Annotated in this window: 24 protein-coding genes; 14 read left to right on the top strand and 10 right to left on the bottom strand. The window is 33.8% G+C overall.

Annotated elements, in window-relative coordinates; all coding sequences use genetic code 11:
• Positions 1-3: 3 nt before the first annotated feature.
• The 4 genes from WBG07_RS06200 to WBG07_RS06185 all read right to left on the bottom strand — a co-directional run bounded on the left by WBG07_RS06200 (position 4) and on the right by WBG07_RS06185 (position 3,259).
• On the bottom strand, positions 4-582 hold the full coding sequence (locus WBG07_RS06200) for a hypothetical protein (RefSeq protein ID WP_340199655.1): 579 nt from the start codon (positions 580-582) through the stop codon (positions 4-6).
• A 58-nt stretch (positions 583-640) separates the two neighbouring features.
• Positions 641-1,789 (bottom strand): beta-ketoacyl synthase N-terminal-like domain-containing protein, encoded by a 1,149-nt coding sequence (locus tag WBG07_RS06195; protein ID WP_340199654.1) that lies wholly within the window; start codon positions 1,787-1,789, stop codon positions 641-643.
• 197 nt (positions 1,790-1,986) lie between these two features.
• Entirely contained in the window at positions 1,987-2,343 is a 357-nt protein-coding gene (locus tag WBG07_RS06190) for a hypothetical protein (protein WP_340199653.1), read from the bottom strand.
• Between the two features lie 4 nt (positions 2,344-2,347).
• Positions 2,348-3,259, bottom strand: coding sequence for a DUF6607 family protein (locus WBG07_RS06185; RefSeq protein WP_340199652.1), 912 nt, complete (start codon positions 3,257-3,259; stop codon positions 2,348-2,350).
• Positions 3,260-3,349: 90 nt separating this feature from the next.
• Here WBG07_RS06185 and WBG07_RS06180 point away from each other — a divergent pair, with 90 nt between their 5' ends.
• Genes WBG07_RS06180 through WBG07_RS06170 form a run of 3 tightly spaced genes read left to right on the top strand, consistent with a single transcriptional unit; the run spans position 3,350 to position 6,514 of the window.
• Positions 3,350-5,422 carry a TonB-dependent receptor plug domain-containing protein gene (locus WBG07_RS06180; protein ID WP_340199651.1) on the top strand — a complete coding sequence of 691 codons (2,073 nt, stop codon included), beginning with the start codon at positions 3,350-3,352 and terminating at the stop codon, positions 5,420-5,422.
• 10 nt (positions 5,423-5,432) lie between these two features.
• Positions 5,433-6,059 (top strand): HmuY family protein, encoded by a 627-nt coding sequence (locus WBG07_RS06175; RefSeq protein ID WP_340199650.1) that lies wholly within the window; start codon positions 5,433-5,435, stop codon positions 6,057-6,059.
• Between the two features lie 8 nt (positions 6,060-6,067).
• Entirely contained in the window at positions 6,068-6,514 is a 447-nt protein-coding gene (locus tag WBG07_RS06170; protein ID WP_340199649.1) for a DoxX family membrane protein, read from the top strand.
• A 63-nt stretch (positions 6,515-6,577) separates the two neighbouring features.
• Here the strand turns inward: WBG07_RS06170 and bioA are convergent, their stop codons facing one another.
• The 3 genes from bioA to WBG07_RS06155 are packed head-to-tail and all read right to left on the bottom strand — an operon-like array spanning position 6,578 to position 9,641.
• Complete coding sequence (gene bioA / locus WBG07_RS06165; RefSeq protein WP_340199648.1) at positions 6,578-7,849, bottom strand: adenosylmethionine--8-amino-7-oxononanoate transaminase; 1,272 nt, start codon at positions 7,847-7,849, stop codon at positions 6,578-6,580.
• A gap of 15 nt (positions 7,850-7,864) precedes the next feature.
• Positions 7,865-8,485, bottom strand: a complete 621-nt coding sequence (bioD, locus tag WBG07_RS06160) for a dethiobiotin synthase (RefSeq protein ID WP_340199647.1) — start codon at positions 8,483-8,485, stop codon at positions 7,865-7,867.
• A complete protein-coding gene (locus WBG07_RS06155) occupies positions 8,478-9,641 on the bottom strand; it encodes an aminotransferase class I/II-fold pyridoxal phosphate-dependent enzyme (protein ID WP_340199646.1) in 1,164 nt (387 codons plus the stop codon). The genes bioD and WBG07_RS06155 overlap by 8 nt, the downstream gene beginning before the upstream one ends.
• 159 nt (positions 9,642-9,800) lie before the next feature.
• Between WBG07_RS06155 and WBG07_RS06150 the strand changes: the two genes are divergently transcribed.
• The 3 genes from WBG07_RS06150 to WBG07_RS06140 all read left to right on the top strand — a co-directional run bounded on the left by WBG07_RS06150 (position 9,801) and on the right by WBG07_RS06140 (position 12,570).
• Positions 9,801-10,493: a LytR/AlgR family response regulator transcription factor gene (locus tag WBG07_RS06150; RefSeq protein ID WP_340199645.1), complete on the top strand. Its 693-nt coding sequence runs from the start codon at positions 9,801-9,803 to the stop codon at positions 10,491-10,493.
• Between the two features lie 260 nt (positions 10,494-10,753).
• Positions 10,754-11,701, top strand: a complete 948-nt coding sequence (locus WBG07_RS06145; protein WP_340199644.1) for a hypothetical protein — start codon at positions 10,754-10,756, stop codon at positions 11,699-11,701.
• A gap of 428 nt (positions 11,702-12,129) precedes the next feature.
• On the top strand, positions 12,130-12,570 hold the full coding sequence (locus WBG07_RS06140; protein WP_340199643.1) for a hypothetical protein: 441 nt from the start codon (positions 12,130-12,132) through the stop codon (positions 12,568-12,570).
• A 46-nt stretch (positions 12,571-12,616) separates the two neighbouring features.
• Here the strand turns inward: WBG07_RS06140 and WBG07_RS06135 are convergent, their stop codons facing one another.
• A complete protein-coding gene (locus WBG07_RS06135) occupies positions 12,617-13,654 on the bottom strand; it encodes an endonuclease/exonuclease/phosphatase family protein (RefSeq protein ID WP_340199642.1) in 1,038 nt (345 codons plus the stop codon).
• Between the two features lie 77 nt (positions 13,655-13,731).
• On the opposite strand from WBG07_RS06135, the gene WBG07_RS06130 reads away from it, so the two are divergent.
• The 6 genes from WBG07_RS06130 (at position 13,732) to WBG07_RS06105 (ending at position 21,047) form a co-directional block, all read left to right on the top strand.
• The gene (locus WBG07_RS06130; protein ID WP_340199641.1) at positions 13,732-16,476 is read left to right on the top strand and encodes a carboxypeptidase-like regulatory domain-containing protein; all 2,745 of its coding nucleotides are present in this window, start codon (positions 13,732-13,734) and stop codon (positions 16,474-16,476) included.
• 106 nt (positions 16,477-16,582) lie between these two features.
• Complete coding sequence (locus WBG07_RS06125; RefSeq protein WP_340199640.1) at positions 16,583-19,156, top strand: DUF5689 domain-containing protein; 2,574 nt, start codon at positions 16,583-16,585, stop codon at positions 19,154-19,156.
• Positions 19,157-19,254: 98 nt separating this feature from the next.
• Positions 19,255-19,416, top strand: a complete 162-nt coding sequence (locus WBG07_RS06120; protein WP_340199639.1) for a hypothetical protein — start codon at positions 19,255-19,257, stop codon at positions 19,414-19,416.
• A 25-nt stretch (positions 19,417-19,441) separates the two neighbouring features.
• A complete protein-coding gene (locus WBG07_RS06115) occupies positions 19,442-19,621 on the top strand; it encodes a class I lanthipeptide (protein ID WP_340199638.1) in 180 nt (59 codons plus the stop codon).
• 173 nt (positions 19,622-19,794) lie between these two features.
• The gene (locus WBG07_RS06110) at positions 19,795-20,259 is read left to right on the top strand and encodes an ankyrin repeat domain-containing protein (RefSeq protein ID WP_340199637.1); all 465 of its coding nucleotides are present in this window, start codon (positions 19,795-19,797) and stop codon (positions 20,257-20,259) included.
• 11 nt (positions 20,260-20,270) lie between these two features.
• On the top strand, positions 20,271-21,047 hold the full coding sequence (locus WBG07_RS06105; RefSeq protein WP_340199636.1) for an amidohydrolase: 777 nt from the start codon (positions 20,271-20,273) through the stop codon (positions 21,045-21,047).
• Here the strand turns inward: WBG07_RS06105 and WBG07_RS06100 are convergent.
• Both WBG07_RS06100 and WBG07_RS06095 read right to left on the bottom strand, forming a co-directional pair.
• Positions 21,034-22,635: an Ig-like domain-containing domain gene (locus WBG07_RS06100; protein WP_340199635.1), complete on the bottom strand. Its 1,602-nt coding sequence runs from the start codon at positions 22,633-22,635 to the stop codon at positions 21,034-21,036. The genes WBG07_RS06105 and WBG07_RS06100 overlap by 14 nt on opposite strands.
• Before the next feature lie 53 nt (positions 22,636-22,688).
• The gene (locus WBG07_RS06095; RefSeq protein ID WP_340199634.1) at positions 22,689-23,390 is read right to left on the bottom strand and encodes a ComF family protein; all 702 of its coding nucleotides are present in this window, start codon (positions 23,388-23,390) and stop codon (positions 22,689-22,691) included.
• 38 nt (positions 23,391-23,428) lie between these two features.
• On the opposite strand from WBG07_RS06095, the gene WBG07_RS06090 reads away from it, so the two are divergent.
• Both WBG07_RS06090 and WBG07_RS06085 read left to right on the top strand, forming a co-directional pair.
• The gene (locus tag WBG07_RS06090; protein ID WP_340199633.1) at positions 23,429-24,349 is read left to right on the top strand and encodes a hypothetical protein; all 921 of its coding nucleotides are present in this window, start codon (positions 23,429-23,431) and stop codon (positions 24,347-24,349) included.
• A gap of 35 nt (positions 24,350-24,384) precedes the next feature.
• A complete protein-coding gene (locus WBG07_RS06085; RefSeq protein WP_340199632.1) occupies positions 24,385-25,929 on the top strand; it encodes a glycine--tRNA ligase in 1,545 nt (514 codons plus the stop codon).
• Positions 25,930-25,979 lie beyond the last annotated feature (50 nt).

Here is a 25,979-nt window from a genome sequence, read left to right as displayed (position 1 = left end):
TAATTATTTATTTAAGGGTTCTACAATAAGGATTCCGTTTTCTGTAACATCTTTTACTTTAATAACGGAACCGGATATAAGATCTTTATTTGCATCTGTTAAAGCTTCAAGTTCTCTTAACGAGCCTTGTATACGTACGTGGGCTTTCCCTATTTTAGAGCGATCAGCTCCAATTGTTAGGTATACTTCTCCTACTGCATTGATAGCATTTTTATAATTAAGAGTACCACTCGCGGTAAGTTTGCTCATATAGTAAAACATGGCTCCCATAAGAGCCATCATAATAAGTCCACAAATTGAAGATATTAATACGGTACTGGTTTTTGAAAGTCCTGCATCTATACAAGCTATCCCACTCCATCCAAAAATAGTAAAAAAGCCTATAAGGTTTTTAACTGTTATAAATTGAAAACCAATTCCACTATCTCCATCAATCTCAGCATCTACGTCTCCGCTATCTCCTACATCTCCACCACCTAAAAAGGTGAGTAGCATCATAAGTATAAATACCGCTGAACCTGCAACGGCAATTGTCCAGTAAATTTTTTCAAAAATCTCCAATCCTGAAAACCAAGCATCCATAAGCAAATAATTAAGTTAGAAATATAGCGACTTTATTTATTCAAAGCAATTAAAGTTATCACGAACGAGACAGCAAAACGCTTACAGCATTGCCGCCAAAGCCTACTGCGTTTATAAGAACTTTATCAATTTTTTTTGGAAGAAATTCATAGGGTATAAAAGGAACCGCTATAAATTGTTGATATTGTAGCATTAACGTGGCCATTTCAATACTCAACATTCCAGAAGCTCCAAAGGTGTGACCTATCTTCCATTTATTAGTAGTTAAATACGGAACTTTGTTACAAAAAATCTTCTTAATTGCATTAAATTCTGAAATATCTCCTTTTATGGTGCCTGGAGCATGCATCACTACCACATCTACTGTGTCTGGATTTTGCTCCCCTAAAGCCATCTTCATGGATTTTTGAAAACAAATAGCATCTGTTGAAATAGAAATATTATGCTTTAAAGGCTCCGTTGCATAGCCTATGCCCTCTATAATTGCCAGCGCATGGTCTTTTTTTCCACTTTCAAGACACGCCATAGCAGCACCTTCTCCCAAAACCATGGTATTAGCATCCTTCTCAAGGTTTAGGGCCTGACAGGGATATGCTGTCTCTTGATTTGCATATATCTTAAGAGCCTTCATTTGAGCAATTGTAAATGGAGTAAGGGCTGCTTCGCTGCCTCCCACAAGAAACTTGTCTTTCATGCCTGATGATAACCAAACAATCCCATTCAAAAGCGCATGCAAAGCTGTAGAACAAGTAATGGAATGAGAAATTTCTGGACCTTCCGTTTGCAAATCGTGTGCTACCCAAGAAGAAATATTACCCAAGGTGGTAGTTGGTGAACTTAAAGTGGCTACTTTGCCGTTCTCTAAAAATTCTTGATGGTAATATTCAAATAGTGCAGTTGCACCTCTAGAAGACCCAATATTGATTCCAAAGTTGTGATGTGATTCCCAACCTGCAATTTTTACCGCTTTTCTAGCAGCCAGTATGGCATACAAAACACTTCTGTCAAGGTTTTGATACTTATTGCCCTCTTTTTGTAACTGCGCAACCCTCTTTTCACACTCCTCTGAAAGTGAAGCCGCCAAAAAACCAAATGAATGTTTCTTAATACAATGACTATTGTTAAGGTATTCAGTATAGATAACTTCTTCTGATGTACCTAAAGGAGAAAGTGAACCAATAGCAGTTATGGAGACAGGAGTTTTCACAAGAAAAATAATACTTGATTTTTGGTGAACGCAAATCTAGGATATTGCATTGGGACTTTCAACATTTATTAACCTAAAGTCTAATCTTATAGAAATAAAAAAGAAGAGGTCGATTCGTATTTGGAATATATATTAACTGACTAACTACTTACAGAATTTCACCAACTCTATTAAATACTTCAGCGACCTCTTTTATGTTAATTTATCTTTTGTGTTTTTAAAACATGGTTCATTTCTATTTGAAATAGAACTCCTGCCAATAATTCCGATGCAAGATGGAGTTCATGGTAACTTACAGCAAAGCTCAATTCCGAAAAAGGAGTCTCCATTAGTAAAGGTTTACTATCTAACTTAGATTTACAGGTCTCGCAAAGTGTACAATTTGTGAGTGCAGATTTCACCTTATCTTGAAATAATAAGAGCTGAGAAAAATTCAACAATAGTCCGGTATCTCTAAATACTAACTGTACTTTTTGGATATTTATAGAATTCGTGTTTTTCCAATGGAAGGCCATCCCAAATTCATTATGATATAATAGATCAATGTCATTCATGCTTTTATTTGCTAATAATGAAATTATCAATTGTTTCATTAATTTCTTCTTCACTATTTGAAAAGTCGTCAGCGAATAAGTAGGAATATAGAGGTCTACCTGAAACCTTTGCCTGTAAAACAAGGTTCTTGTTTTTACTAAACACACTATTCCAATTCTGCCTTACTAATTCCCATGCTTCTTTATTAGCTACCCACCACTCTTGTGCGGCTTTACAACGGATATCTGCAACTTTCACATAGTTGTTGACTCCTTTTTCTTCGGCAAGAATAATATCATCAACTGCATTTTTACGAATTACCTTTAAATTATCTTGATTATGTACCCATCCAGAATTTTTAATAATATGCTCATTACCCCTAATAGTGACATTATAGTCTTTTCTTTTGGTATATTCCCTTCTAGGAAGAGGTGCATCAGTAGTGTTTTTCCATCTGCTAATACCGTCTACATGCGTCCAAGTAGCAGTACCCTCATATCTGGGACTATCGTCTACCTGATATACTTTTTGAGTCCATTGTCCTTGAACATCTTCACTTTTTAACACATTAAATCTCCATGTATTATCCTTGTAAAACATATAGAAATTTGTATTCTCATAAAGCCAATCTTGACGCCAATGCTTGATTACAGTAGGTTCTGAAGGATTTCCCACAATAAGAAGATGCTGCATCACAATTTTGTTGTCTTTATCTTCTACTATTTGCACCCATTCCAGCCCTTTATCATGTTTCACTTTTGAAGGTACATAGGTAGAATCTTTAGAATAATTAAAAGTCTCTGCAAAATTGAATCCTACCTCAAAACAACCACACATACTTTTTATGGCTTGTTGATCTTGCTCCTTTTTTGATTGTCCAATAAGTGTCATGGAACACAATAATAGTACTACAGAACCTATAGCTTTTGTTTTCATAATACGAACATTTAATTGAATAGATTTTTTTATTATTCTTATTTAGATTTAATTAAAATAGATTATATATTTGCACAAATATAAATTAGAATGAGTCTAAATAAAAATAATTTATCAATTTATTTTTCCATTTTTTTTATTCATTTGCTTTTTGGTCAGGAAACGCTAGACTCATTACAAAGGCAAGATCTTGACGAAGTAATGGTTACTGCTACTCGAACGGTAAGGCAACTATCTTCTTTACCATTACCCGCAATAATTCTAACAAAACAAGAACTTAAAGCAACCAATAACCTTAGGCTGAGCGATATTCTAAATGAACAAACAGGGCTTATTACCATCCCTGATTTTGGAGGAGGTGATGGTTTACAGTTACAGGGATTAGACTCGCAATACACTTTAATTCTAATAGACGGTGTTCCGCTTATTGGAAGGTCTGCAGGTACTTTAGACCTTAACAGAATAAGTTTGGGAAATATCAAACAAATAGAAATCGTAAAAGGTGCATCCTCTAGCTTATATGGAAGTGAAGCCCTAGGTGGAGTCATCAATATAATTACAGAAACCCCCTTAGAACCACTAAATGGTACTATAAATTATAGAAACAGCACATTCAACACAAATGATTTAGGCATATCATTAAATCATAAAAAAGAAGCACTTGGAATAAATCTATTTCTAAATAGATTTAGCAGTGACGGTTTCAATTTAAATAAAGATGACAACGTAAATACAGTAGAACCATTTAACAACTATACCATTAGTTCTAAGATTATCTATGAATTCTCACCTCAAATAAAACTTACCGCCTCCGGACGCTATTTTGAACAAGTTCAAGACTTAGTGGTTTCTGAGAATCTATCTGGAGAAAGTGAGATTAATGAATGGAATACCCATCTTTTATTTGATCATTCGCTCTCAAAAAAATGGAAAGGGTACTTAGAACTTTATGGCACTGGATATCGTGCTAATGAATTTACCGATGCACTTAATGGAACTAGATTTGAAGATCGTTTTTATAACCAGCTACTCCTCCGACCCGAATATCGAATTAGCTTTAAGCCTACATTAAAAACAGAAATTATAACAGGAGTTGGCATTACGCATGAAACACTAGACAGAACAGATTTTTCTGAAATGCCTGTTTTCAATGCTCCTTACATTTATGCGCAATTAGATCATCGTTTCCTAGAAAAATTTAACTTGATTCTGGGTGCTCGGTTTGATAGCCATAATGAATATAGTTCTCAATTTAGCCCAAAAGCTGCTTTAAGATATCGTATCAATGAGAAACTTGCTATTAGAGGTTCTGTTGGTTATGGTTTTAAAGCACCAGACTTTAGACAACTTTATTTTGACTTTACCAATACCACTGTTGGATATACTGTATTAGGTAATGAAGCTGCTGTTGAGGCATTATCAAGGTTAGACTCTCAGGGTCTCCTTGCCAATCTTCTAGTACCGCTATCTAGTTTTGATAATCAATTATCTCCAGAAAATTCAATTGCCATAAATATGGGTGTAGATTTCAATCTAACCGAAAATCTTACACTTAAAACAAATTTTTTTGGCAATACCATTAATGATTTAATTGATACCAGAATTGTAGCTAACAAAACTAATGGACAAAACGTTTTTAGCTATTTCAATATAAATGAAGTATACACAAAAGGATTAGAATTAGATGTGGTCTGGAAGCCCCATAAGCATTTAAAAATACAAGGAGGCTATCAACTTTTATATGCAAGAGATAAGGAAGCGGAGAAAGCTTTTAAAAATGGAGAAGTATTTGCCCGCCTCAATCCTGGATCTCCCTCATTTCTACTTTCATCAGATGACTATTTTGGACTCTTCAACCGATCTCGCCACATGGCTAACCTAAAACTGTTTTACACTGTTCCAAGCTGGAAAGCAGATCTAAATATGAGAACCACTTACAGAAGTAAGTTTGGCTTGTTAGACACCAATGCCAATGGCTATCTAGACAATTTTGATGATTTTGTTGATGGGTATGCCATTCTTGATCTGGCATTTAATAAAACCTTATTTAAACATTACAAAATAGGAGTGGGAGTTGATAATGTAATGGGTTTTACAGATACTCAAAATATAAGCAATATCCCTGGAAGAATTATTTACGGAAAACTCAATATTAATTTTTAATTTATCTTACATGAAAACAATTAAACATCTTTTTTTATTAATACTAGTGGCTTTACTTGCCAACGCATGTAGCAATAACGATGATGAAATATCTCTTGAGGGGGTGGCGTCAAGACAAGTTCAAAATCTACATGCACCGCAGCAGGGTGGACAAGGTGAACCCGTTTCAGGGAACTTTACAAAATTTGATTTTTCGTCAGGCCAAGTTACTACTAGTGATACTGACTGGGATATAGCGTTTCGTGGTACTACTATAATTGTAAATGGAGGAATCTCTGTTGGCACCAATGATGAACCAATGCGAAATGGAAATGCCGCAGCGTATATCGCAAATGGCACGCTTTCTTCAATTACAGAAGTTAACAACTCTCTATTTATACAAGATAGCAATAATGGATACGCTATTCCCTCTGGTAGTGGTAATGGCTGGTACTTATATAATGCACAAGCCTTTCTTATTGTTCCAATAGCTGGAAAAGTTCTTGTCTTTAGAACACGTGATAACCGTTATGCAAAAGTTGAGATTTTAAGTTATTATAAAAATGCTCCTGCTAACCCAGATGTGATGGTAGATAAAGGAAGGTATTATACCTTTAATTACGTATATCAACCAAACTTAGATGTGAACTCTTTTTAGTTTTAGTTATGAAAATAATTTCAGTATTATTTATAATTATTCGGTTAGTTTTGGGTGGAATGATGATTTATGGCGGAATCCAAAAATTTCAAAAACCCTCTCCAACACCCATAGAGGTAATAGAAAAAGCACAGAAATTTACAAGTCCGGAGGCTAAAAACACCCTACAAAAAGTGCTGTATATTAATGGAGCTAAGCAAACAGGATATTTCTGGGAATTACTTGGAATCTGTGAATTATTGTTCGGCTTATTATTGATATTACAGGGTACTAGTTTTGTGGGAGCTTTATTTCTTCTGCCTATTACGCTCCATATATTTCTGTTTCATCTTTTCTTGGAGGCGGATGAATTAGGAGAGCTATTTCAAACGGGAGGACTGTTCGGTATGAATATTCTATTGGTACTTCGTGAAAGAAAAAAATGGATGCATTTACTTTGGATAAAACCGCTTTAAATGTAAATGGCTTAGACAAGGTTAATTTTGTTTAAGCCATACTTTTGATTTATTAAAAATAAATTATTTAATAACCATTTCTATGGCAGATTCAATGGTATCATATATTTTTTGCAACTGATTTTTGCTTATCACAAAAGGAGGTAAAATGTAAATAGTATTTCCTAACGGACGTAAAAAGACGCCATTATCCATGAAAAATTTAAAAAGTTGATCTCTTAAATCTCCATAACGATCCATCTTCACATTGAGATCTATGGCGTAAATTATTCCGCATTGACGAGTAGCAGCTACTTTTGGATGATTTCTGATTTGTTTATCAAATTCTTTATGAGCATCCTCAATAATTTTACGCTGCTTTATTATTTCTGGTGAATTTAAGAGCTCTATTCCTGCCAGCGCTGCGGTGCATGCCAATGGGTTTGCAGTATACGTATGACCATGAAAAAAACCCTTAGCCATATCATTGCTATAAAAAGCATCATAAATCTTTTGACTACAACTGGTAGCAGCCATAGGCACAAGACCTGCTGTAAGAGCCTTAGAGAGACAAATAATGTCTGGTTTGTTTAAAAGCTGATCAGACGCAAAATTAGTTCCTGTTTTACCAAAGCCGGTCATTACCTCGTCTGCTATGGAGATAATTTCATTCTCTTTACAAATTCGCAGCAACTCACAAAGCCCCTTAGCATCATGCATTTTCATAGCTGCCGCACCTTGTACCAAAGGCTCATAGATAAATCCAGCAACCGTACCCTTGGAAACAAGTTTTTGAAACAACGCAATTACCTCAGCATTATTTGTGCCATTTGGTACTGGGATTCGCGCTACAGAAATAAAAAACTCTGCAAAAGGGCCATTATAAACAGATAATCCGGAAACAGACATAGCCCCAAAAGTATCTCCATGAAAACCTTCCTCAAAAGCAATAATCGTATTTCGTTTATTACCTTTATTAAAATGATATTGGAGTGCCATTTTTATACCAATCTCGGTAGCAGTAGAACCATTATCGGAAAAGAAAATCTTTTCTTGGTTAAGGGGAAGGATATCTATGAGCGCTTCTGATAGTTTAATAGCTGGCTCATGCGTAAAACCACTAAAAACAACCTGGTCTAGCGTATGCATTTGCTTAGTTACCTCATTAAGAATATAATCATTACAGTGACCATACATACTAGTGTACCAAGAAGCAATACCATCAATCCATTCTCTATTATCTTCTCCGTACAATACAGCACCCTTTGCTCGTAACACAGGAATGGTGTTAGGGTGTAATTTATGCTGCGTTAATGGATGCCAGAGGTGTTTTTGATCTCTTTGTTGAAGATTCATAGTAGTTAACTCGCTTTATAAATTTTGTAAGGCATTACGAAAATGGTCAGCGTATTCTAAAACCACATTGCTATCAAAATAAGGTTCATTTTCAATACGCCCCAACACTTTTACATCGCTCATTTTTTGAATGATGCTTTCTGTTCCTTGATTTTCATCACCATTAAAGATAATGTAAGGTGTGATTCCCTTTTGTTTTAAACACTCAAGTGTGAGCAGCGTATGGTTAATACTACCAAGATAATGTCTTGAAACTACAATAACTTTATAAGAAGGTTGTATTAAATCTAGAATTGTAAGGTGATCATTTAAAGGTACTAACAATCCTCCTGCTCCTTCAATAACCAAGGTCTTTTTTACTTTAGGTGTCTTAATATGTTTTAAATCTATAGTAACTCCATCTAGTTCCGCTGCTGCATGCGGACTCATAGGATGCGAAAGAGCATAGCTATTGGGGTGAATAACAGTAGATGTATTTGAAATAAGACCTTTTACTTTATGGGCATCTGCATTGTCAAGATCACCCGCCTGAACTGGTTTCCAGTAATCTGCACGAAGTGCTTCTGTGACTATGGCAGAAACCAGTGTCTTACCTACATCAGTAGAAATACCCGTAATAAAAATTGTTTTACCCATTTTTAAACTTATGAGTTACAAAGGTAGCCATCAGCTGCAAGACACTCGCAATTTCTTCTTTAGAATTATAACTATGTAGACAAAAACGAAGCCTCTCACCACCGGCAGGAATGGTAGGTGGTAAAATGGGTTTTACATTATAACCATGCATGACCAGTTGATTAGCAATTTCTTTTACATTATTAACTCCAGGTATTAAGGCACAGTGAATGGCAGAATCACTTGCAATAAAATAGGCTTCAAGATGATACTTTTTTACTTGCTCTTTAAAATATACAATATGTTCTTGAAGTATTTTAAGGGGTAATGTATGCTGTTCTAATAGTTGATATCCGGCAATTATCCCAGCCACAGAATGCGGAGGTAGCCCGGTTGTATATATTAGGCTTCTCGCAAAATTAACAAGATATTGTTTTAACTCTTCAGCACCTAAGATAGCAGCACCGTGCCCTCCCAGTGCTTTACCAAATGTTACTATACTGGCAAATACTTTGTCCTGAAGACTCCATGCTCCTAGCAATCCTTTACCTTCATTCCCTATTACGCCTAAAGCATGTGCCTCGTCCACTACAAGCAAGCAATTGTATTGTTCGCAACAATCAATTATTTCTTTTAAGGGCGGGCTATCTCCATCCATTGAAAAAACAGATTCGGTCACCACATAAATAGAAGTATTACTATTATAGGAGCGTTTTATTTTACGCTCAAGGTCTTGTATATTGTTATGCTTAAATTTCCAGCTTTTAGCAAGGCTCATACTAATACCATCTCTTATGGAAGCATGAATATAGGCATCGTATAAAATAATATCGCCTTTTTGAGGAACACAGGAGAAAAAACCAATGTTTGCATCATAACCTGAATTAAATATAAGGGCAGTTTCTGACTTATGGAAGTTAGAGATCACTACTTCTGCTTCATTATAAAGCGTATGATTCCCAGTAAGTAAACGAGATCCTGTTGCACCGTTTGTAAATTTTGATGCCGCTAGTTTTCTATTGATTCTTTCCTTTAATTGTTCAGAAATTGAGAATCCTAAGTAATCATTTGATGAAAAGTCAATCCCTGATACTGCTTCTGGTAAAGCTCGCAAGCTATTTTGCTGCTCACGCGTAGTCATCTTTTCAATCAATTTCTTTGGAAGTGATTTCATCATTAGCAAAAATAGGAATTGCAATAGTATAATCTTAATCAATTATCCATATTTAATAAGAATGCTTATCAAAAAGATTAATTGAGAGTGCCAAAAGATATATTATTTATTTGTAGTATTTTTACTACTTTTATTCTTGATTTAAAAAGAAACCAATCCTTTATGAAAGCGATACTTGTTGATGTAGATAGCCATGAAATTAAACTCCTAGAGCGTAAAATAAAGCAGAGCTGTCCTTGCATTAAACTAGAAACCTTGATAATTGACATTTATACACTAGAAAAAACTATAGATATACTTACTCCAAAATGTATTTTTATTGATAGTAAAATAGCACTCAAATTAGGTAATGAATTTATGAGTAAACTATACCAAAATGATACTTATATTATTGTTCTGATGAAAAAGGACGATTTATCTGCTTGCGTTTTAAAAATTCCAGCTTTTAACTTTTTGCTCAAATCATTTGATAATAAGGATCTTAAACGTATTTACAAACATCTTCGCAAACTTTGTAACGATCAAAAAGAAAGTCCAAAGAAAATAAGAATTGCCATAAATGGAAGCCTTTTCTTTTTTCATAGTGATGAAATTATTCTTTTAAAAGCAGAAGGAAATTATACTCAGATATTCTTAACTAACAATCGTAAATTTTTACTTTCTAAAACACTTAAAGAAGTGATTAAAGATCTTCCCGAATCTTATTTTTACAGAATACATCATTCGTATTGCATCAACTTAAAACATGTAATTGAATATAAGAAAGGTGATGGTGGAATGGTTATATTGAGTAATGGTGAATGTTCCAGTATCAGCCGAGGTAGAAAAGAAGAGTTTCTTAAAAAAATGATTTGAAACACCTCCTGTTCTCTCCAATATGTTTTTTTACCAGTTACTTAACTCGTAAAATATGCTCTGAAAGAAAATTTATTCAATAATACAGATAGCACTAATTTTCTTTCCATTTAGTAAGTATTTACCTCCAATCAATCATCTCCTATTATTTCTGGAAATAGCTTTCCTACCTTAGTATGGTATTGGAAATACCATATTTTACGTATCGATTTGCAAATCAAACAATACCAATTTAATAATTAAACTAAAACCTTTAAATTATGAAAATGTTCAAAAAAATGCTCTTTTCTACGTTATACATAGCGTTGATAGCTAGTGTTTTCTTCTCTTGTTCTAAAGATGAGGATGTAATACTCAATAACGAAAGTTCCATTGAAGTAACCGATTATGGATTAGAAACTACTGAAGATAAAAATATCCCTCCTGAAGTGCTCAAACAATTAACCTTAACTCAAGAAAATCTTGATAAATACACAAATGGTGCATTATCTCTTGTAAGCTTTGAGGTAAAAGGAAACCTCTCAAGCAACAAAGGTCTTGAACAAACTTTCAAAGCTCTAAGTTCAGATAACAGTACCGTTGGTTATGGAAATATAATGGATCCTACTTCATTGCAGATAAGTACCGTAGGAGATATTATTGCTTCACAGAAACAGGAAGGTATTCAAATCCTTAACAATTATGCATCCAAAGTGATTAAAGTGGGGCAAAATGCACTAGAACTTGCTTGGAATTATAATGGAGAAACCCTAAAAACTATGGCTTTTTATAATGAAAACGGAATTGTTTGGGATAATCTGTTGATAGGTTTAACTATGCAGGACACAGCACCAATTGTAACCTCTGAAAATAATAACGACAGCGGTGAAGCTAATCGGGTTTCGTGGAAATCATCAACAACTACCTGGAATGTTAACTGGTTATGGGGCTCTAAAAGAGGTAGTATGTATTTTAAAATAACCATCTATTATTCCGGAACGTATGTAAGCAATACAGACATGGCTGATGGAGCTTATATCAATATTGGTTCTGCCAAAAGTGAAAGCAAAGTTCTAAGAGAAACTGGAAGCTATGGTAAGGGGCAGTATGCATTGGGTTTAGCAACTCCCCTTGCCTCAGTAAGCTTCAATTCTTCTCAATTTAAAGTGGAGGCCAGTGGAATTGGCAGTAACTCAGTTCATAATGGGACTAAATCTTACTATCCATAATATAAAGATTGATTTTCAATTCTTAACTTGAAAATAAGCAAAAAGGGCTGTCTAAGTTTTTGTAGACAGCCTCTTTTTTGTTTTATTTATTCTTTGAATTTGTATAGATGGGCTTGTGCTTTTGGTAGTACTCCCAATTCAATAAAAACTTCTTAAGCAAGGTAACTTTAAGGATTATTCGTTTTTTTAAGACGTTGGACTATCTATCCCATTTTATTTTGGCCGTATCAATCTATCACCATAAAATATTGGAAGTTCATATTGTTTTACTGATCTTCAAAATACCTATATTTCTTAGTATCTCTAATTTTAAATAGGAAAACTTCCTATGATTCGTTGATTATTTTATCTTAATTTACAAAACTTAACTGTAGTTCAAATTGATTCTATTTTACTATTTTTGCCAGAACTAATTAACCTTGTTACCTATGTATGAAACAATCAGAATACTTCACTCTTATTGGGCTTACCTTGCTTTACTAGTATTAGTTTTAGCAGGAATAAACGCTTTAATTGGCTTTAGTGGAAATAAAAAATTTAGCAATAAAGACCTTAGGATAAGTTTATTTGGACTTATATTTTCTCATATTCAGTTGTTAATTGGTTTCATACTCTATTTTGTATCTGAACGTTTCGCTCTTTGGAGTGAAATAGGTATGGGTGGGATTATGAAGAATGCAGATGCCAGAATGTTACTTGTAGAACATCCCGTTACCAATATTATAGCCATAGCATTGATTACTATTGGTTGGTCTAAACATAAAAAACAAACTACCGATAAAGGTAAATTTGGTAAAATTGCTGTGTTCTATTTAATTGGATTAATCCTTATACTCAGCAGAATACCCTATCACTTGTGGTTTGCTTAAAAATAAAGTGGATTCTTAAAAAAGGCATCTCTGTGGGATGCCTTTTTTATTGCGCTTTAATTAGATATAAATAAATAGGAAAATGATCACTATAACCTCCGGTATACGCACCACCAGCATAGGTACGAAATGGATATCCTTTATATTTACCTTTTGAAACCGTTAAGTATGGTGGATTATAGATATTAGCTTTCCAGAATTGATAAGATTTCTGATTAGGGTTGATTAAAGTAGCGGAAAAATAAAACTGATCAAATAAATTCCATGAGTCTCCATAAGCCAATGAACCGTATCCTTTCTTAAATAGGGCGTCCATAGGGTTAATTAAATCAAAGGTGTGGATATTATTATTTCTACTTTTGGTTTTTAAAATTTGTTTAAAGCTTGCATTTGTTGGGTCATCATTAAAATCACCCATACTTATAATACGTGCAAGAGAGTCTATCTTTTGAATAGAATCAATAATTTGTTTATTAAGTATAGCGGCCTTTAAGCGCTTATGCTTACTTCTATTCTCCCCACCCCTCCTTGAAGGCCAATGATTTACAATAAAATAAAAAATTTCTCCATCCAACATTCCAGAAACTAATAATTGATCTCTTGTATAAATTCTTTTATTGAATTCATCTTTAAGTAATAAAGTATAGCTTTTATAGTCTATAGGAGTAAATACTCCTTGTTTAAAAAGTAATGCAACATCAATCCCTCTTCTGTCTGGTGAGTTAGCATGTATTATATTATATTGATACAACTCTAAACTAGGATGGTTAGTTAAGTCTTTCAAAACCTTCAAGTTCTCTACCTCAGCAAGTCCTATAATATCGGGAGCCTGCTGCGTTTTTTCTTTTCCAATTTCTGAAATAACTTGAGCAATATTAGCTATTTTTTTTTCGTATCGAGCTTTGTTCCATTTGTCTTTCCCATTAGGTGTTCTAGAATCATCAAAAGTTTTTGGATCATTTAACGTATCAAAAAGGTTTTCCACATTATAAAATGCAACAGTTCTTACGGCATAAGTATTTGTTTGAGAATTTGTAGTGTTGTAGCTACCAATTAATAATAGCACGCAAACAATAGATCGCATAAAAAGGAAGTTTTTTCTTACTAAAATATTACAATAATAAAGTAAAATTTTTATTTTTACGACTTTTAGTATTAAAATTGAAAGACTATTACTACATATTTGTATTATACTTACTGTTCGTTTTTAAAGTTACTGCACAAATGGATTCTGGTATTAAGGGAAAGGTAATTGATTTTAAAAACAAGCAACCTCTTGAAGGAGTGGTTGTAACTTTAGAAGGTCTATTTATAGAAGCTATTACAAACCTGAATGGGGAATTTTATCTGAAAAACGTTCCTTCAGGAAATCATAATTTGCAAGTAGCTTCAGAGTCCTATAAACTAAAAACCCTTACAGTAATTAAAGTTCCGGGAAAAACTCTAGTGCTAAAAGAAATTACCCTTGAAAAAGACTTGCTATTGCAACAGACAAATCAAGTTATTAACCTTACTTCTGATGATCTTTTAGAAGAGGGTGGCTCTGATGGAAATTATGCACTTTTACAGGCTTCAAGAGACGTATTTTTAAATAGGGCTGCTTTTGATTTTAGTCAAGCATTTTATAGGCTTCGTGGATATGACTGGAAAGAAGGTATGGTGGCTATAAATGGTATAGCAATGAATAAAATGTTTAATGGCAGAGCGCAATGGAATAATTGGGGAGGGTTAAACGATATCACTCGTAATCAAGATTACACCTATGGTCTTGCACCTTCTGAAATTGGTTTTGGTAGAATTTTAGGGCTCACAAATATCAATATGAGACCATCAACTTTTAGAGCTGGATTTCGAATCTCTTCTTCCTATTCAAACCGTACCTACACGGGAAGAGTAATGGCCACTTACAACTCAGGTCAAAAAAAGAATGGTGTGTCTTATACCATATCTGCTTCCAGAAGATGGGCTAAAGAAGGTTTTATAGACGGTACTTTATACGATAGTTATGCTGCTTTTATGGGGCTAGAATACCAAATAAATAGCAAACAAGCTATTGCACTTACTGGTATCCTTTCCTCTAACCGGAGAGGTCAGTCTGCTCCATTAACACGGGAAGTTTTCAATTTAGTGGGTAGAACCTATAACCCCAATTGGGGAACTCAAAATAAAGACATCAGAAATGCAAGAACACGTATAATTAGTGAACCCATTGTAATGTTTAATTATTACCTGAACCATAATAATTTAAAATTGAATGTGGGAGCCGCTTATCAATTTGGGCAGTTTGGACGAAATCGGTTAAGTTATTTTAATGCACCAAATCCAGATCCTGTTTACTATAGATATCTCCCCAGCTATTATATCAATCAAAGGACTCCAAATTTTGAGAATGCTGCATTAGCACGTGGAGGCTTTCTAGAAAATCCACAAATAAGTTGGCCATCTATTTATTTGGCTAATACGGCTATTTCCTTAGAAGGAAAAAGTGCTTATCTCATTCAGCAGGATCATACAGATGATAAACAATTAACCCTAAATACTCTTATAAACTATCGCCTAAATAATCAATTTAAAATAGATGCAGGCGCGACATATCAACAACTGAACTCTGCTAATTATGCAGAGATAAATGACTTGTTAGGTTCTGATTTTCATGAAGATATAGATACATTTTCAAACACACGCAATGATGTAAATGGAGAATTCAGAAAAACAGAAGGCGCTGCTTTTGGCTATAATTATGAAATGAATGCAATGAAAGCATCCTTATTTTCTCAGCTTCGTTTCACTTCAAATAAATGGGATGGTTTTATTTCCGGAAGATGGGAAACTGTACAATATGAGAGAGAAGGATTATTCTTAAACGAGCGTTTTCCAGAAAATTCTTTGGGAAATAGTGAAAAGGTAAATTTTTCTAATTTTGGTATTAAAGGCGGCATCACTTTTAGATACACAGGACGTCATGTTTTCTCTGTAAATGGAAGTTTTCAAATAAGACCACCAGTATTACAGAATGTTTTTATCAATCCAAGGGAGAATAATGAAATCGTTCCAAATATTAGTGAAGAAGAATTGAAGACTCTGGAGTTCAATTATTTTTTAAGATGGAAAGATTTAAAAGGAAGATTTACCTCGTATTACACACTCATTAATAATATAACAGATATTAATTTTTTCTATGTTGAGTCTGGTGTTGGTAATGATTTTGTGCAGGAAGTAATTACTGGATCAGGGCATAAATATCTAGGGATTGAACTGGGGTTGGAACAGCAGTTATCTTCAGATGTAAAATTAACCGCTGCTTTTGGCATAGGTGATCACAGATATGCAAACGATGCAAATCTTACTATCAATTTTGATCCATCTGGAGATGAGGAAGAGATTATTAGTAGCCAAGGAAGCTTAAACTTAGGTACTGCTGCTTTAAAAGATTACCGGCTAGCAACCGGACCGCAAACGGCAGTTGCTTTTGGTATTGAATATAGAAGTCCTAAATATTGGTGGTTGGGTGTTACAGCAAATTACTTAACCCGTAATTTCACGGATATTTCCAAAATTACCAGAACCCAAAGTTTTCTCATTAATCCAGAAACAAATATACCTTTTCCAGAAGCTAATCAAGAAGCAGTAGCAAGCATCCTGAAACAAGAAATTTTAGAGGATATTTATTTACTAAATCTGGTAGCGGGTAAATCATGGCTTGTAAAAGAGCTATATATAAGTGCTTTTCTAAGTATCAATAACCTTTTTGACCTTACCTACAGAACCGGTGGCTTTGAACAAAGTCGCAATGGGAATTTTGGCAGATTAAAAGCAGATTTGGCTAGAGGAAATCCCTCATTTGGATCAAAACATTGGTACGGTCCTGGAAGAACCTATTTTTTAAACCTTGCTATTAATTTTTAAAATGAAACATCTATTGCTTAAATTTTTTAGGATAATAGTTATTTTATGCATTTGTCTTTTGTCTAAATGCGTTAAAAATGATGATTTTAATGCACCAAATAGCTGTTTGAATACTGAAATTACTGCTAACACAACCTATCAAAAGATCAAACAGCTTTTTGAAGGTGAAATTATACAAATTCAAGAGGATCTAATAATCGAAGGATATATTACCTCTTCAGACAAAGCTGGGAATTTTTTTGGAACACTTCATTTTCAAGACAAAAAAGAAAATCCAACAGAAGCTTTTCAGATAGATATTGATTTAAGAGATTACCATCTTAGGTATGAGATTGGTGCCCGAGTTTTTATAAGGTTAAAGGGGCTTCACTTGGGTAAAAGTCAAGAAACCTATAAACTTGGAGGATTGTTTACAACTGCTGGTGGGGTACTATCTGTTGGAAGACTTCCAGCAAACTTAGTAGAAAAACATATTTTAGTTAGTTGCGACTCTCTTGCTGAGATGAGTCCGCTTGAAATAAGTTTAGATCAAATTCAAGAAGACATGATTAATATGCTGGTAAGCATTGAAAATACAGAAATAGCTCCTACAGATCTTTGCAAAAGTTATGCGAATCAGGGAGAGACCAGTAAAAGAATTATACAAGATTGTTCCCAAAATAAGATTGATTTAATAAATAGTGGTTTCGCAGATTTTCAAGCTGAGCAATTACCCACTGGAAAAGGCACTATTACTGGTATTTTAGGATTTGGTTCAGGAAGCTATAGTATTGTAATAAGAGACACAACAGATATTAGTTTTAATGATTCCAGATGTGATGGTAGTTCTTTTGAGTGTATCCCTCCTGCACCCAATACGAGCTTTGAAGATTTAAAAAAAAGCTATGTAGATCAACCTCTTCAGATAAAAGAACCTGTAGTAATTGAAGGAGTAATTACAGCATCCGATGATACTGGGAATTTTTTTAAAGAAATCTACCTACAAGACAGTACTGCGGGGATTAAAATTAAAATTAACAGCTCCAAACTTTTAGAAAATGGATTTGAAATTAACAGAGTGGTTATAGTGAACTGTGAAGGACTTTGGATTGATAATCTAGAAGGTGAACTGCAACTTGGCGTTTTAAAAGAAGGTGAGTTTACAGGATTGGAGGAGGAGGAGCTTTATCAATTCTTATTTTTGCAGGAAACCAGAGTTAATGTAGCACCATCTTTAATTGAACTCTCTAATTTAAAACCCGAAGATATAGGTAAATTAATAGGGTTAAGCGATTTACAATTTTTATACCCTTCTTCTTCATTTGTAGAAAATAATACTACCACTAAACAACCTCTGAATGATTGTAATGGAAACCTACTTGAGATAAGTACGCTGAAAACAGCCTCTTTTAAAGATGTCTTAATTCCTTCTGGAAATGGAATCGTTCAAGGTATTCTAAGTTTTCAGAATAATAACTATTTGTTGAGAATAAGAGATATGGATGATCTTATTGATTTGAATGCAGCGCGTTGTAATGTGTTTGAAAATTCTTCTTTGACCAGTATTAATACTTTAAAGTCTCAATTTCAAAATGATACTGTTCAAATCATCGAAAACCTTAAAATTAAAGGAACGGTAATTTCAGATTCCAGTAATCGTAATTTTAAAAATACAGAACTCGTTATACAAGATAATGAAGCGGGTATAACCATTTTATTTAATGCAGAACATCAAATCCCGCTTTATGCAGAAGTTGAGATTGTTGTTTGGAATGGTCTATTAAAATCTGATAGCGGTCTTTTACTAATAGACAATCTTAGAACTTCACATATAATTACAGTGAATGGAGGCACACCCCCTCTGCCTATTCTTCTTGATATGACTGATGTAGCCAATCTAGCCTATCAAAGCAGACTTGTCGCTTTTAACAATGTACAATTTACCATAGCCCCAGACATATTCACAGAAACTATCTCTATTACAGATTGCGAAAACATTCTTCCAGTTTTAATAGATACTGATGCCTCTTTCTATAACAATTCAGTACCGGAAACTAATGGAACCATTAAAGGTATTTTGAGTACAAATGGCAATCCTGTTTTACGCATTCGTAGTACTTCAGATTTTGAATCTCTAGACCCCTATCAACTTTGTTATATAAATGATTCCAATGAAGTCTTCATATCAGAATTAGCAGATCCAAATAACAATGCAGATGCACGGTTTGTAGAATTATTTAATGCTGGAGAGGTAGACGTATTATTAGATGGATGGAAGCTTCTCAGATATACCAATGAAAATATAGAGGTAAGCTCACAGATTGATTTGTCTGGATATCGTATCAAGGGAGGAGAAACATTTATTATCTCCCCTAATGCAACTGTATTTGAAGCAGTATATGGCTTCATTCCAGACGTGGCGGCTTCTAGTAATAGTCCTGCAGATTCCAATGGTGATGATAATTTAGTACTCCTAAATAGTCAAAACGAGATTATTGATATTTTTGGTATCATCGGGGAAGATGGTTCTGGCACTAATCATGAATTTGAAGATGGCAGAGCCTATCGCAAACTAACAGTTGTCAAAGGAAATGTGAGCTATTCATTTCAAGAGTGGGATATCTATAATGATACTGGAGCAAATGGTACTGTGAATCAACCGCAAAATGCACCCGAAGATTTTTCCCCGGGTGTTCGATAAAAATTGAAAGCTAAAAACACAAGCATTTACAGAATTAGATGTTATATTAGTTGTAAGTATTTATTTTAATATTTGAAAAACAGAAATTCTGAATTATTATGAAACAAAAAAGCTTTAAAAAATTATCATTAAACAAATCAAAAATTATTAACCTGGAAAATAACATGGCTTCTATTTTAAAAGGAGGATCAAGCGCTACTAATGTATCTTGTAATTCGGTACCTCGTGCAGCAGGAGGTATAGGTTGCCATATGTTTTAAGAAAAAAAATCCAAAAATAAATTTTATGAAAACAAAGTCTTTAAAAACATTACAGTTAAAAAAAATAGCTATTGCCGAGTTAAATAAACAATCTTCCGAATCCTTGAAAGGAGGACTTACCACAGATTCTATTGCTAGCTTATTTTGTAATTCCATTATTGCAGGAGAAGATTATAGAGTATGCGGTGGAACCAACATTCAGTAATAGTTTTTACATAATCTTAAATACATAGAAAAGCACATGGTGTCCCCCATGTGCTTTTTATTTAGAGTCTTGTTTAACTAAAAAAACAAATCGGATTTATATCTGGAAATAAGATTTATTTAGTAAATTCGGGTGAAGTCTGAAATGGCTTTTTAACCATTTAAAAAATTCTAATGGAACCATTGTTTACCGCAATTAGAGAGGGAGATACTGCTACCTTAAAAGCACTACTGAAAGAACAACCAGATCTTAAAGAAGCCAAAGATAGTCGCGGTTCAACACCGCTTATTTTAGCTACTTATTACAATCATCATGAAGTTGTAGATGTGCTCTTAGATAATGGCACCCCTATAAACGGAAAAGATGCCTCTGGAAATACCGCTTTAATGGGGGTTTGCTTTAAAGGTTATAAAGAAATGGCCCATAAACTCATAGAAAAAGGAGCGAATGTCAATGAACAAAATTCTAATGGAACTACTGCACTTATTTTTGCAGTTACCTTTGCACAAAGAGAGTTAATACATCTTTTATTGACGCATGGTGCTGATAAAAGTATCACTGATTCTAAGGGAAATACAGCCCTTATGCATGCTCAAATGCAAGGGCTTTCTGAGATTTCAGAATTATTAGAAGTGTAAATTAACTCTTTATGGATTCTGAAAAACTTACTATTTCTCTCGTGCAAACTTCACTATTCTGGCATGACCGGAAGGCTAATTTGGCACAACTTTCTAAAAAAATAAATGAGATGGAAGTTGAAAGCGATTTGATTATTCTACCAGAAATGTTCACAAGTGGCTTTACTATGGAGCCTTCTCAAGTGGCTGATTCTATGGATGGTGAAACTATAAAATGGATGCGGGAAATGGCTTCTCATAAAAATGCGGCCATGATTGGAAGTATTGTTATTCGTGAGGGAAAGAATTTCTACAATAGGTTGCTTTTTGTTTCGCCCAAAGGAACTATTTTGCATTATGACAAAAAACATACTTTTACTTTAGCAGGTGAAGATAAAATATATGAGGCTGGAACTACCCTTGAAATAATTGAGTATAAAAATTGGAAGATTTGCCCTCTCATATGCTATGATTTGAGATTTCCAGTTTGGTCAAGAAATACCTCTAATTATGATCTGTTAATATATGTTGCCAACTGGCCGGAACCTCGCATAAATGCATGGGATGCTTTATTAAAAGCAAGAGCTATTGAAAACATGGCAGTTTGTGTTGGTGTTAATAGAATTGGAGAAGATGAAAATGGACATAACTATGTGGGTCATTCATCTGTATATGATGTATTAGGTGACAGAAAACTTTTTATGGAAACAGATGCAATAGCAACGATTACCTTATCTAAAAAAGACATCTATTCAAAAAGACAAAAACTAAGATTTTTGGAAGACCGTGATGAATTTATTCTAAAATAAATTCTTGTTTCAATTCCCAGTTTTCCCTGAGTTCTACTGATTCTGGATAATAAACAATTCGTTCTGGTTGTATCTTGAGTAAATAATTTCCAGTATCATACATTCTATTTCCATTAGCATCAAAAATTACTCTGATGAAGTACTCTCCAGGGTTAAGATTTTTAAAATCATAACTTTCTTTGGGTTGTTCTGTAAATTGCTCTTTGATTACAACCCCTTTATCATTGGTGAGTTGAATAATTAAAGGATAGCTTTTTACATTTCTCAATTGAAGGCTTATGTTTCCCAATTCCGAATAATTCTTCGAAGACAAACCATAGCTCAGCGTATCATTTTTATTTCCATAAAAATCTGTAATTGCTTCCGGGTATAAGGTGAGTAAGTATCGTTTACCAGGCCCAATATTCCAAAACAGCTTAAGTTTGTTTTTGAGCTTATCTAATTCTGTTGTAAATGCTATTTCGGTAGAATCTCCATCAATTAATTTAATTTTCTGTTTATCAGAATTTGTAATAGGAATATTACTGGTAATTTCAAACGGTTTATCAAATTGTAATTGTCTTTCAACCGGATTAATTTTTAAAGAATCGCGATAGAGATCTTTAATTTTTACAGTAAAAGTGTCCAGTACTTTTTTATTAGTTACCAGAAAATTAAGAGAGTCTGTTTCAAAAGGAGTAAACCAAAAGTTTAAAGTATCTTTTTCAGGTTCTTTTAGAATAAGAGACCTAAAATCTTCTGGAACTTCAGAAAGCATTTCAATTTTCATAGAATCTGCAATTCCATTGTAACCAAATAATATTCGGTTTTTAGATACTAATTTGGGTTTGGTTGCTCTAAAGTTTGGAATTTCTTTAAAAAGATTCAGCGTATAGAATGAATCGCTTGGTATAGTAACGATATTTTTAACAAAAGCAATCTTGTCTGAAAATTGGTCAAATAAATTATTGCTACTAACATCCTTCATAGCAATTAGCATATAAGACCCTTCTTTTAAATTGGTAAGTTCAAAATTGGCTGTGCTGTCTAAGGTGTTTGTGATATAATTTGGAGGATTTTTATAAATAATGCTATCTGTAAATGTAGAATCTACTTCATAAAGCATTACAGACACAAATTTTTCAGCATCCTTTTTAACTGCATCTGTAATAATTCCTGAAATAGAAAGTGAATCAATCTCATTTCCGGTAGAAAAGACGTACTTAAAAAATGGATATGAATTCTCCTCATTATTATCCACTATACTTTGTCCGAAATTAAATACGTACGTAGTATTTTCTTTGAGTGTGTCTTTAATTATAATATCTATACTTTTTGAAGCACTTCCTTGTGGTCTAATTTCTGGCATTAGTTTAGAAGGAGGAGAAACTATCAACTGCTTTTGAAGATCTTTCAATTTTACATATTCGTCAAAAGAAAGTCTTATTTTTTTACTCTTAAAATTAGTACTATTCAAATCTGGAGATGCTTTAAGAAGAACAGGGGGCGTCTCGTCTTTTGGTCCACCTGTAGGATTCCCTCTTCTTGCGCAGTTCATAAGTAAAATTATCAGAATGATACAAATTCCAGCGTTTACTATTCTTTTCATTTACTAGTATCAATTATAAAACAAAATAACGACTATTTTGGCGAACTGGAAAATTACTCCGTAATTGCCATCGTAGCAATGCTAAGCTTTATGCCTTGTATCACTTTAAGAGAATTAGCACAAGCTTCTATAGTGGCCCCAGTAGTAATTATATCATCTACAATTAGCAAATGTTTATTTTTGAGAATATGCTGATTTTTAATGGCAAAAATAGTCTCTATATGCTCCCATCGCTTTAATCGGTTTTTTAAAGTTTGAGTTCGTGAATTTACGGTTCTATAAAGTACATTATCTATGTAATTGGCATCTAATGCTACTGCTAATTGTTTACCAAATTGCGCTACCTGATTATACCCTCGTTTCTTTAAACGTTTATGATGTAAAGGGACCGGTATTACAGCGTCAATTTTTTTATAATTTTCTATTTTTGAAAGCTCATATCCCATCCAAACTCCTAACATATCACCTATTTGTTCCTGATGTTTATATTTAAGATTATGTATAAGATTCCTAACAGAACCTGCTTCTCTATAATATAAAAATGCTGTGGCATTTTCTAGTTTAAATCGTCCATAAAGTATTTGTTCTACAGGATTCCCTTTGTAATTATGAAAATGAGTTAGCGGCAAATTGTGCCTACAAGCTATACATATTGTTTTTTCATTCGCTACCAGCTTTTCCATGCATGCTAAACACACCTCTGGAAAAAATAGATTTTCAATATCATTTAGTATATTTACAGCGTTGAATGACATATTCAATATAAGTGTTTCTCAAATCTAATTAAAAAAAAATGCGTAACAGCAAAGAGCAGGCTCAAAAAATAATTCTTATAGTATTATTTGTTGCGATTGGTACGCTAGTCTTCGTGACTTACTTAAATTATCAAGAAAGCGGAAAAAAGGCCTCTTTCCTCTCCAACGAAAAGGATATGATTATTCAGGATCTTCGTCAGATGCAGGAAAGCTTTGATGAGATGTATGAAACTAAAGGAGTTGTTTTAGATGAAATTAAAACCAATAGGAGAAGAATAGCTGGATTGTTAGATTCCATTAATTTGATGGAAGTAGATTATAAATTATTACAGCACTATCACAGACAATTGGCTATCCTCAGAAAAGAAAATAAACGCTATCGTGAAATGATAGATTCCATATCTTATCAAAATAGACTTTTAGAATTGGAAATAGATAGCACTAGACTGAAAATAAGGGAACTTAGTAACTATTCAGAGTCTTTAAAAGATACAAACTCCATATTGAGCAGTGACCGGGATTCGTTATTAACGATTAGCACGAAGCTCGCAAATAAAATCTCATCTGGATCTATTGTTACCATATATAAGCTCACAGGAAAAGCCTTCAAGTTTAGGTCTAAAGATAGGATGCTAGAAACTAGCAGAGCCTCTAAAGCAGATAGATTAAGAGTTTGCTTTACAGTGCTTCCCAATAAATTATTAAAAGATATAAAGCAAGAAATTTACTTACAGATAATTGACCCTAAAAATAATGTTCTTGGAGAAAGAAAGATGGTGCGTTTTAATGATGAAGTGCTGAGCTATAGTAAAATATTAACCTTGGATGTAGCAGATAAACCAATTGATTTTTGTGATTTTATTATTGCTCCAAAAGAAAAAACAGTTCCAGGCTTATATAATGTAAATCTCTTCTTCGAAGAAAAATTGCTAGCGAATTCTACTTTTGAATTAAAATAGTTAAACAGTTCAGGCAAAAAGTATATTTTTGCGCCATGGCAAAGCAAGACGAACACTTCAAGAAAGTTATATCACACGCAAAAGAGTATGGCTATATTTTTCCTTCCAGTGAAATTTATGATGGACTTAGTGCTGTATATGACTATGCACAGAACGGAGCAGAATTAAAAAAAAATATCCGAGAGTATTGGTGGAAAGCAATGGTGCAGATGCATGATAATATTGTAGGCATTGACGCTGCTATTTTTATGCATCCAACTACTTGGAAAGCTTCTGGACATGTAGATGCTTTTAATGATCCATTAATAGATAATAAAGATTCTAAAAAAAGATATAGAGCAGACGTTTTGGTAGAAGATTATACCGCCAAAATTGAAACTAAAATTGAAAAAGAAGTAGCGAAAGCAGCAAAGCGATTTGGAGATAGTTTTGACAAAGAGCAATTCATTACTACCAACCCTAGAGTTGTGGGTTATACTGAAAAAATAGATTCCATTTTGAAAAGGCTAGGACAATCTCTTGAGAAAGAAAATCTGGCCGACGTTAAAGCACTTATAGAAGAACTAGAAATAGCAGATCCCGAAACAGGAAGTCGTAACTGGACAGATGTGAAGCAGTTTAACTTGATGTTTGGAACTAAGCTGGGAGCCTCCGCAGATAGTGCAATGGATTTGTATTTAAGACCTGAAACGGCACAAGGAATCTTTGTAAACTTTCTGAATGTCCAAAAAACCGGACGTATGAAAATCCCATTTGGAATTGCACAAACTGGGAAAGCCTTTAGAAATGAAATTGTCGCAAGACAATTCATTTTTAGAATGCGCGAATTTGAGCAGATGGAAATGCAATTCTTCATCAAACCAGGCACCCAAATGGAATGGTTTGACTACTGGAAAGAGAATCGTTTGAAATGGCATTTATCATTGGGAATGGGTACAGAAAATTACCGCTTTCACGATCATGAAAAACTCGCTCATTATGCAGATGCAGCAACAGATATTGAATTTCGTTTTCCATTTGGCTTTAAAGAACTTGAAGGAATTCACTCTAGAACAGACTTTGATTTGAAACGTCACGAAGAATTCTCTGGTAAAAAATTACAATACTTTGACCATGAAATTAATGAAAGTTACACACCTTATGTTTTAGAAACTTCTATAGGACTGGATAGAATGTTTTTAGCAATCTTTTCAAACTCCTTGACCGATGAAACTTTAAAAGATGGCTCACAACGCACGGTATTAAAAATTCCCGCAGTATTAGCTCCTACTAAAGCTGCGGTGTTACCATTAATCAAAAGAGATGGGTTACCTGAGGTAGCCAAAGAAATTATTGAAGACCTAAAGTGGGATTTCAAAGTACAATACGATGAAAAAGATGCAGTGGGTAGAAGATATAGAAGACAAGATGCTGCAGGCACACCTTTTTGTATTACAGTAGACCATCAGACTTTAGAAGACCAAACGGTTACTATAAGACATCGTGATACTATGGAACAGCAACGAGTGGCTATTTCAGACCTGCGTGATTTGATTCACAAGGAAACAGATATGCGATACTGGCTTAAGAAAATCCAATAAACAAAAAACCCAAACAAGTCTAAAAAAGTAATATTTTTAAAGTGTTTTAA

The sequence above is a fragment of the Ascidiimonas meishanensis genome, from assembly GCF_037782385.1.
Lineage (GTDB): Bacteria > Bacteroidota > Bacteroidia > Flavobacteriales > Flavobacteriaceae > Ascidiimonas > Ascidiimonas meishanensis.
This window is presented reverse-complemented; position numbering and strand designations above follow the sequence as displayed.

Bases quoted from the DNA above. Each gene is read 5' to 3' on its own strand.
- WBG07_RS06200 (WP_340199655.1), bottom strand. From the start codon at position 582: ATGGATGCTTGGTTTTCAGGATTGGAGATTTTTGAAAAAATTTACTGG.
- WBG07_RS06190 (WP_340199653.1), bottom strand. From the start codon at position 2,343: ATGAATGACATTGATCTATTATATCATAATGAATTTGGGATGGCCTTC.
- WBG07_RS06185 (WP_340199652.1), bottom strand. From the start codon at position 3,259: ATGAAAACAAAAGCTATAGGTTCTGTAGTACTATTATTGTGTTCCATG.
- WBG07_RS06180 (WP_340199651.1), top strand. From the start codon at position 3,350: ATGAGTCTAAATAAAAATAATTTATCAATTTATTTTTCCATTTTTTTT.
- WBG07_RS06175 (WP_340199650.1), top strand. From the start codon at position 5,433: ATGAAAACAATTAAACATCTTTTTTTATTAATACTAGTGGCTTTACTT.
- WBG07_RS06170 (WP_340199649.1), top strand. From the start codon at position 6,068: ATGAAAATAATTTCAGTATTATTTATAATTATTCGGTTAGTTTTGGGT.
- bioA (WP_340199648.1), bottom strand. From the start codon at position 7,849: ATGAATCTTCAACAAAGAGATCAAAAACACCTCTGGCATCCATTAACG.
- bioD (WP_340199647.1), bottom strand. From the start codon at position 8,485: ATGGGTAAAACAATTTTTATTACGGGTATTTCTACTGATGTAGGTAAG.
- WBG07_RS06155 (WP_340199646.1), bottom strand. From the start codon at position 9,641: ATGATGAAATCACTTCCAAAGAAATTGATTGAAAAGATGACTACGCGT.
- WBG07_RS06150 (WP_340199645.1), top strand. From the start codon at position 9,801: ATGAAAGCGATACTTGTTGATGTAGATAGCCATGAAATTAAACTCCTA.
- WBG07_RS06145 (WP_340199644.1), top strand. From the start codon at position 10,754: ATGAAAATGTTCAAAAAAATGCTCTTTTCTACGTTATACATAGCGTTG.
- WBG07_RS06140 (WP_340199643.1), top strand. From the start codon at position 12,130: ATGTATGAAACAATCAGAATACTTCACTCTTATTGGGCTTACCTTGCT.
- WBG07_RS06135 (WP_340199642.1), bottom strand. From the start codon at position 13,654: ATGCGATCTATTGTTTGCGTGCTATTATTAATTGGTAGCTACAACACT.
- WBG07_RS06120 (WP_340199639.1), top strand. From the start codon at position 19,255: ATGAAACAAAAAAGCTTTAAAAAATTATCATTAAACAAATCAAAAATT.
- WBG07_RS06115 (WP_340199638.1), top strand. From the start codon at position 19,442: ATGAAAACAAAGTCTTTAAAAACATTACAGTTAAAAAAAATAGCTATT.
- WBG07_RS06110 (WP_340199637.1), top strand. From the start codon at position 19,795: ATGGAACCATTGTTTACCGCAATTAGAGAGGGAGATACTGCTACCTTA.
- WBG07_RS06105 (WP_340199636.1), top strand. From the start codon at position 20,271: ATGGATTCTGAAAAACTTACTATTTCTCTCGTGCAAACTTCACTATTC.
- WBG07_RS06100 (WP_340199635.1), bottom strand. From the start codon at position 22,635: ATGAAAAGAATAGTAAACGCTGGAATTTGTATCATTCTGATAATTTTA.
- WBG07_RS06095 (WP_340199634.1), bottom strand. From the start codon at position 23,390: ATGTCATTCAACGCTGTAAATATACTAAATGATATTGAAAATCTATTT.
- WBG07_RS06090 (WP_340199633.1), top strand. From the start codon at position 23,429: ATGCGTAACAGCAAAGAGCAGGCTCAAAAAATAATTCTTATAGTATTA.
- WBG07_RS06085 (WP_340199632.1), top strand. From the start codon at position 24,385: ATGGCAAAGCAAGACGAACACTTCAAGAAAGTTATATCACACGCAAAA.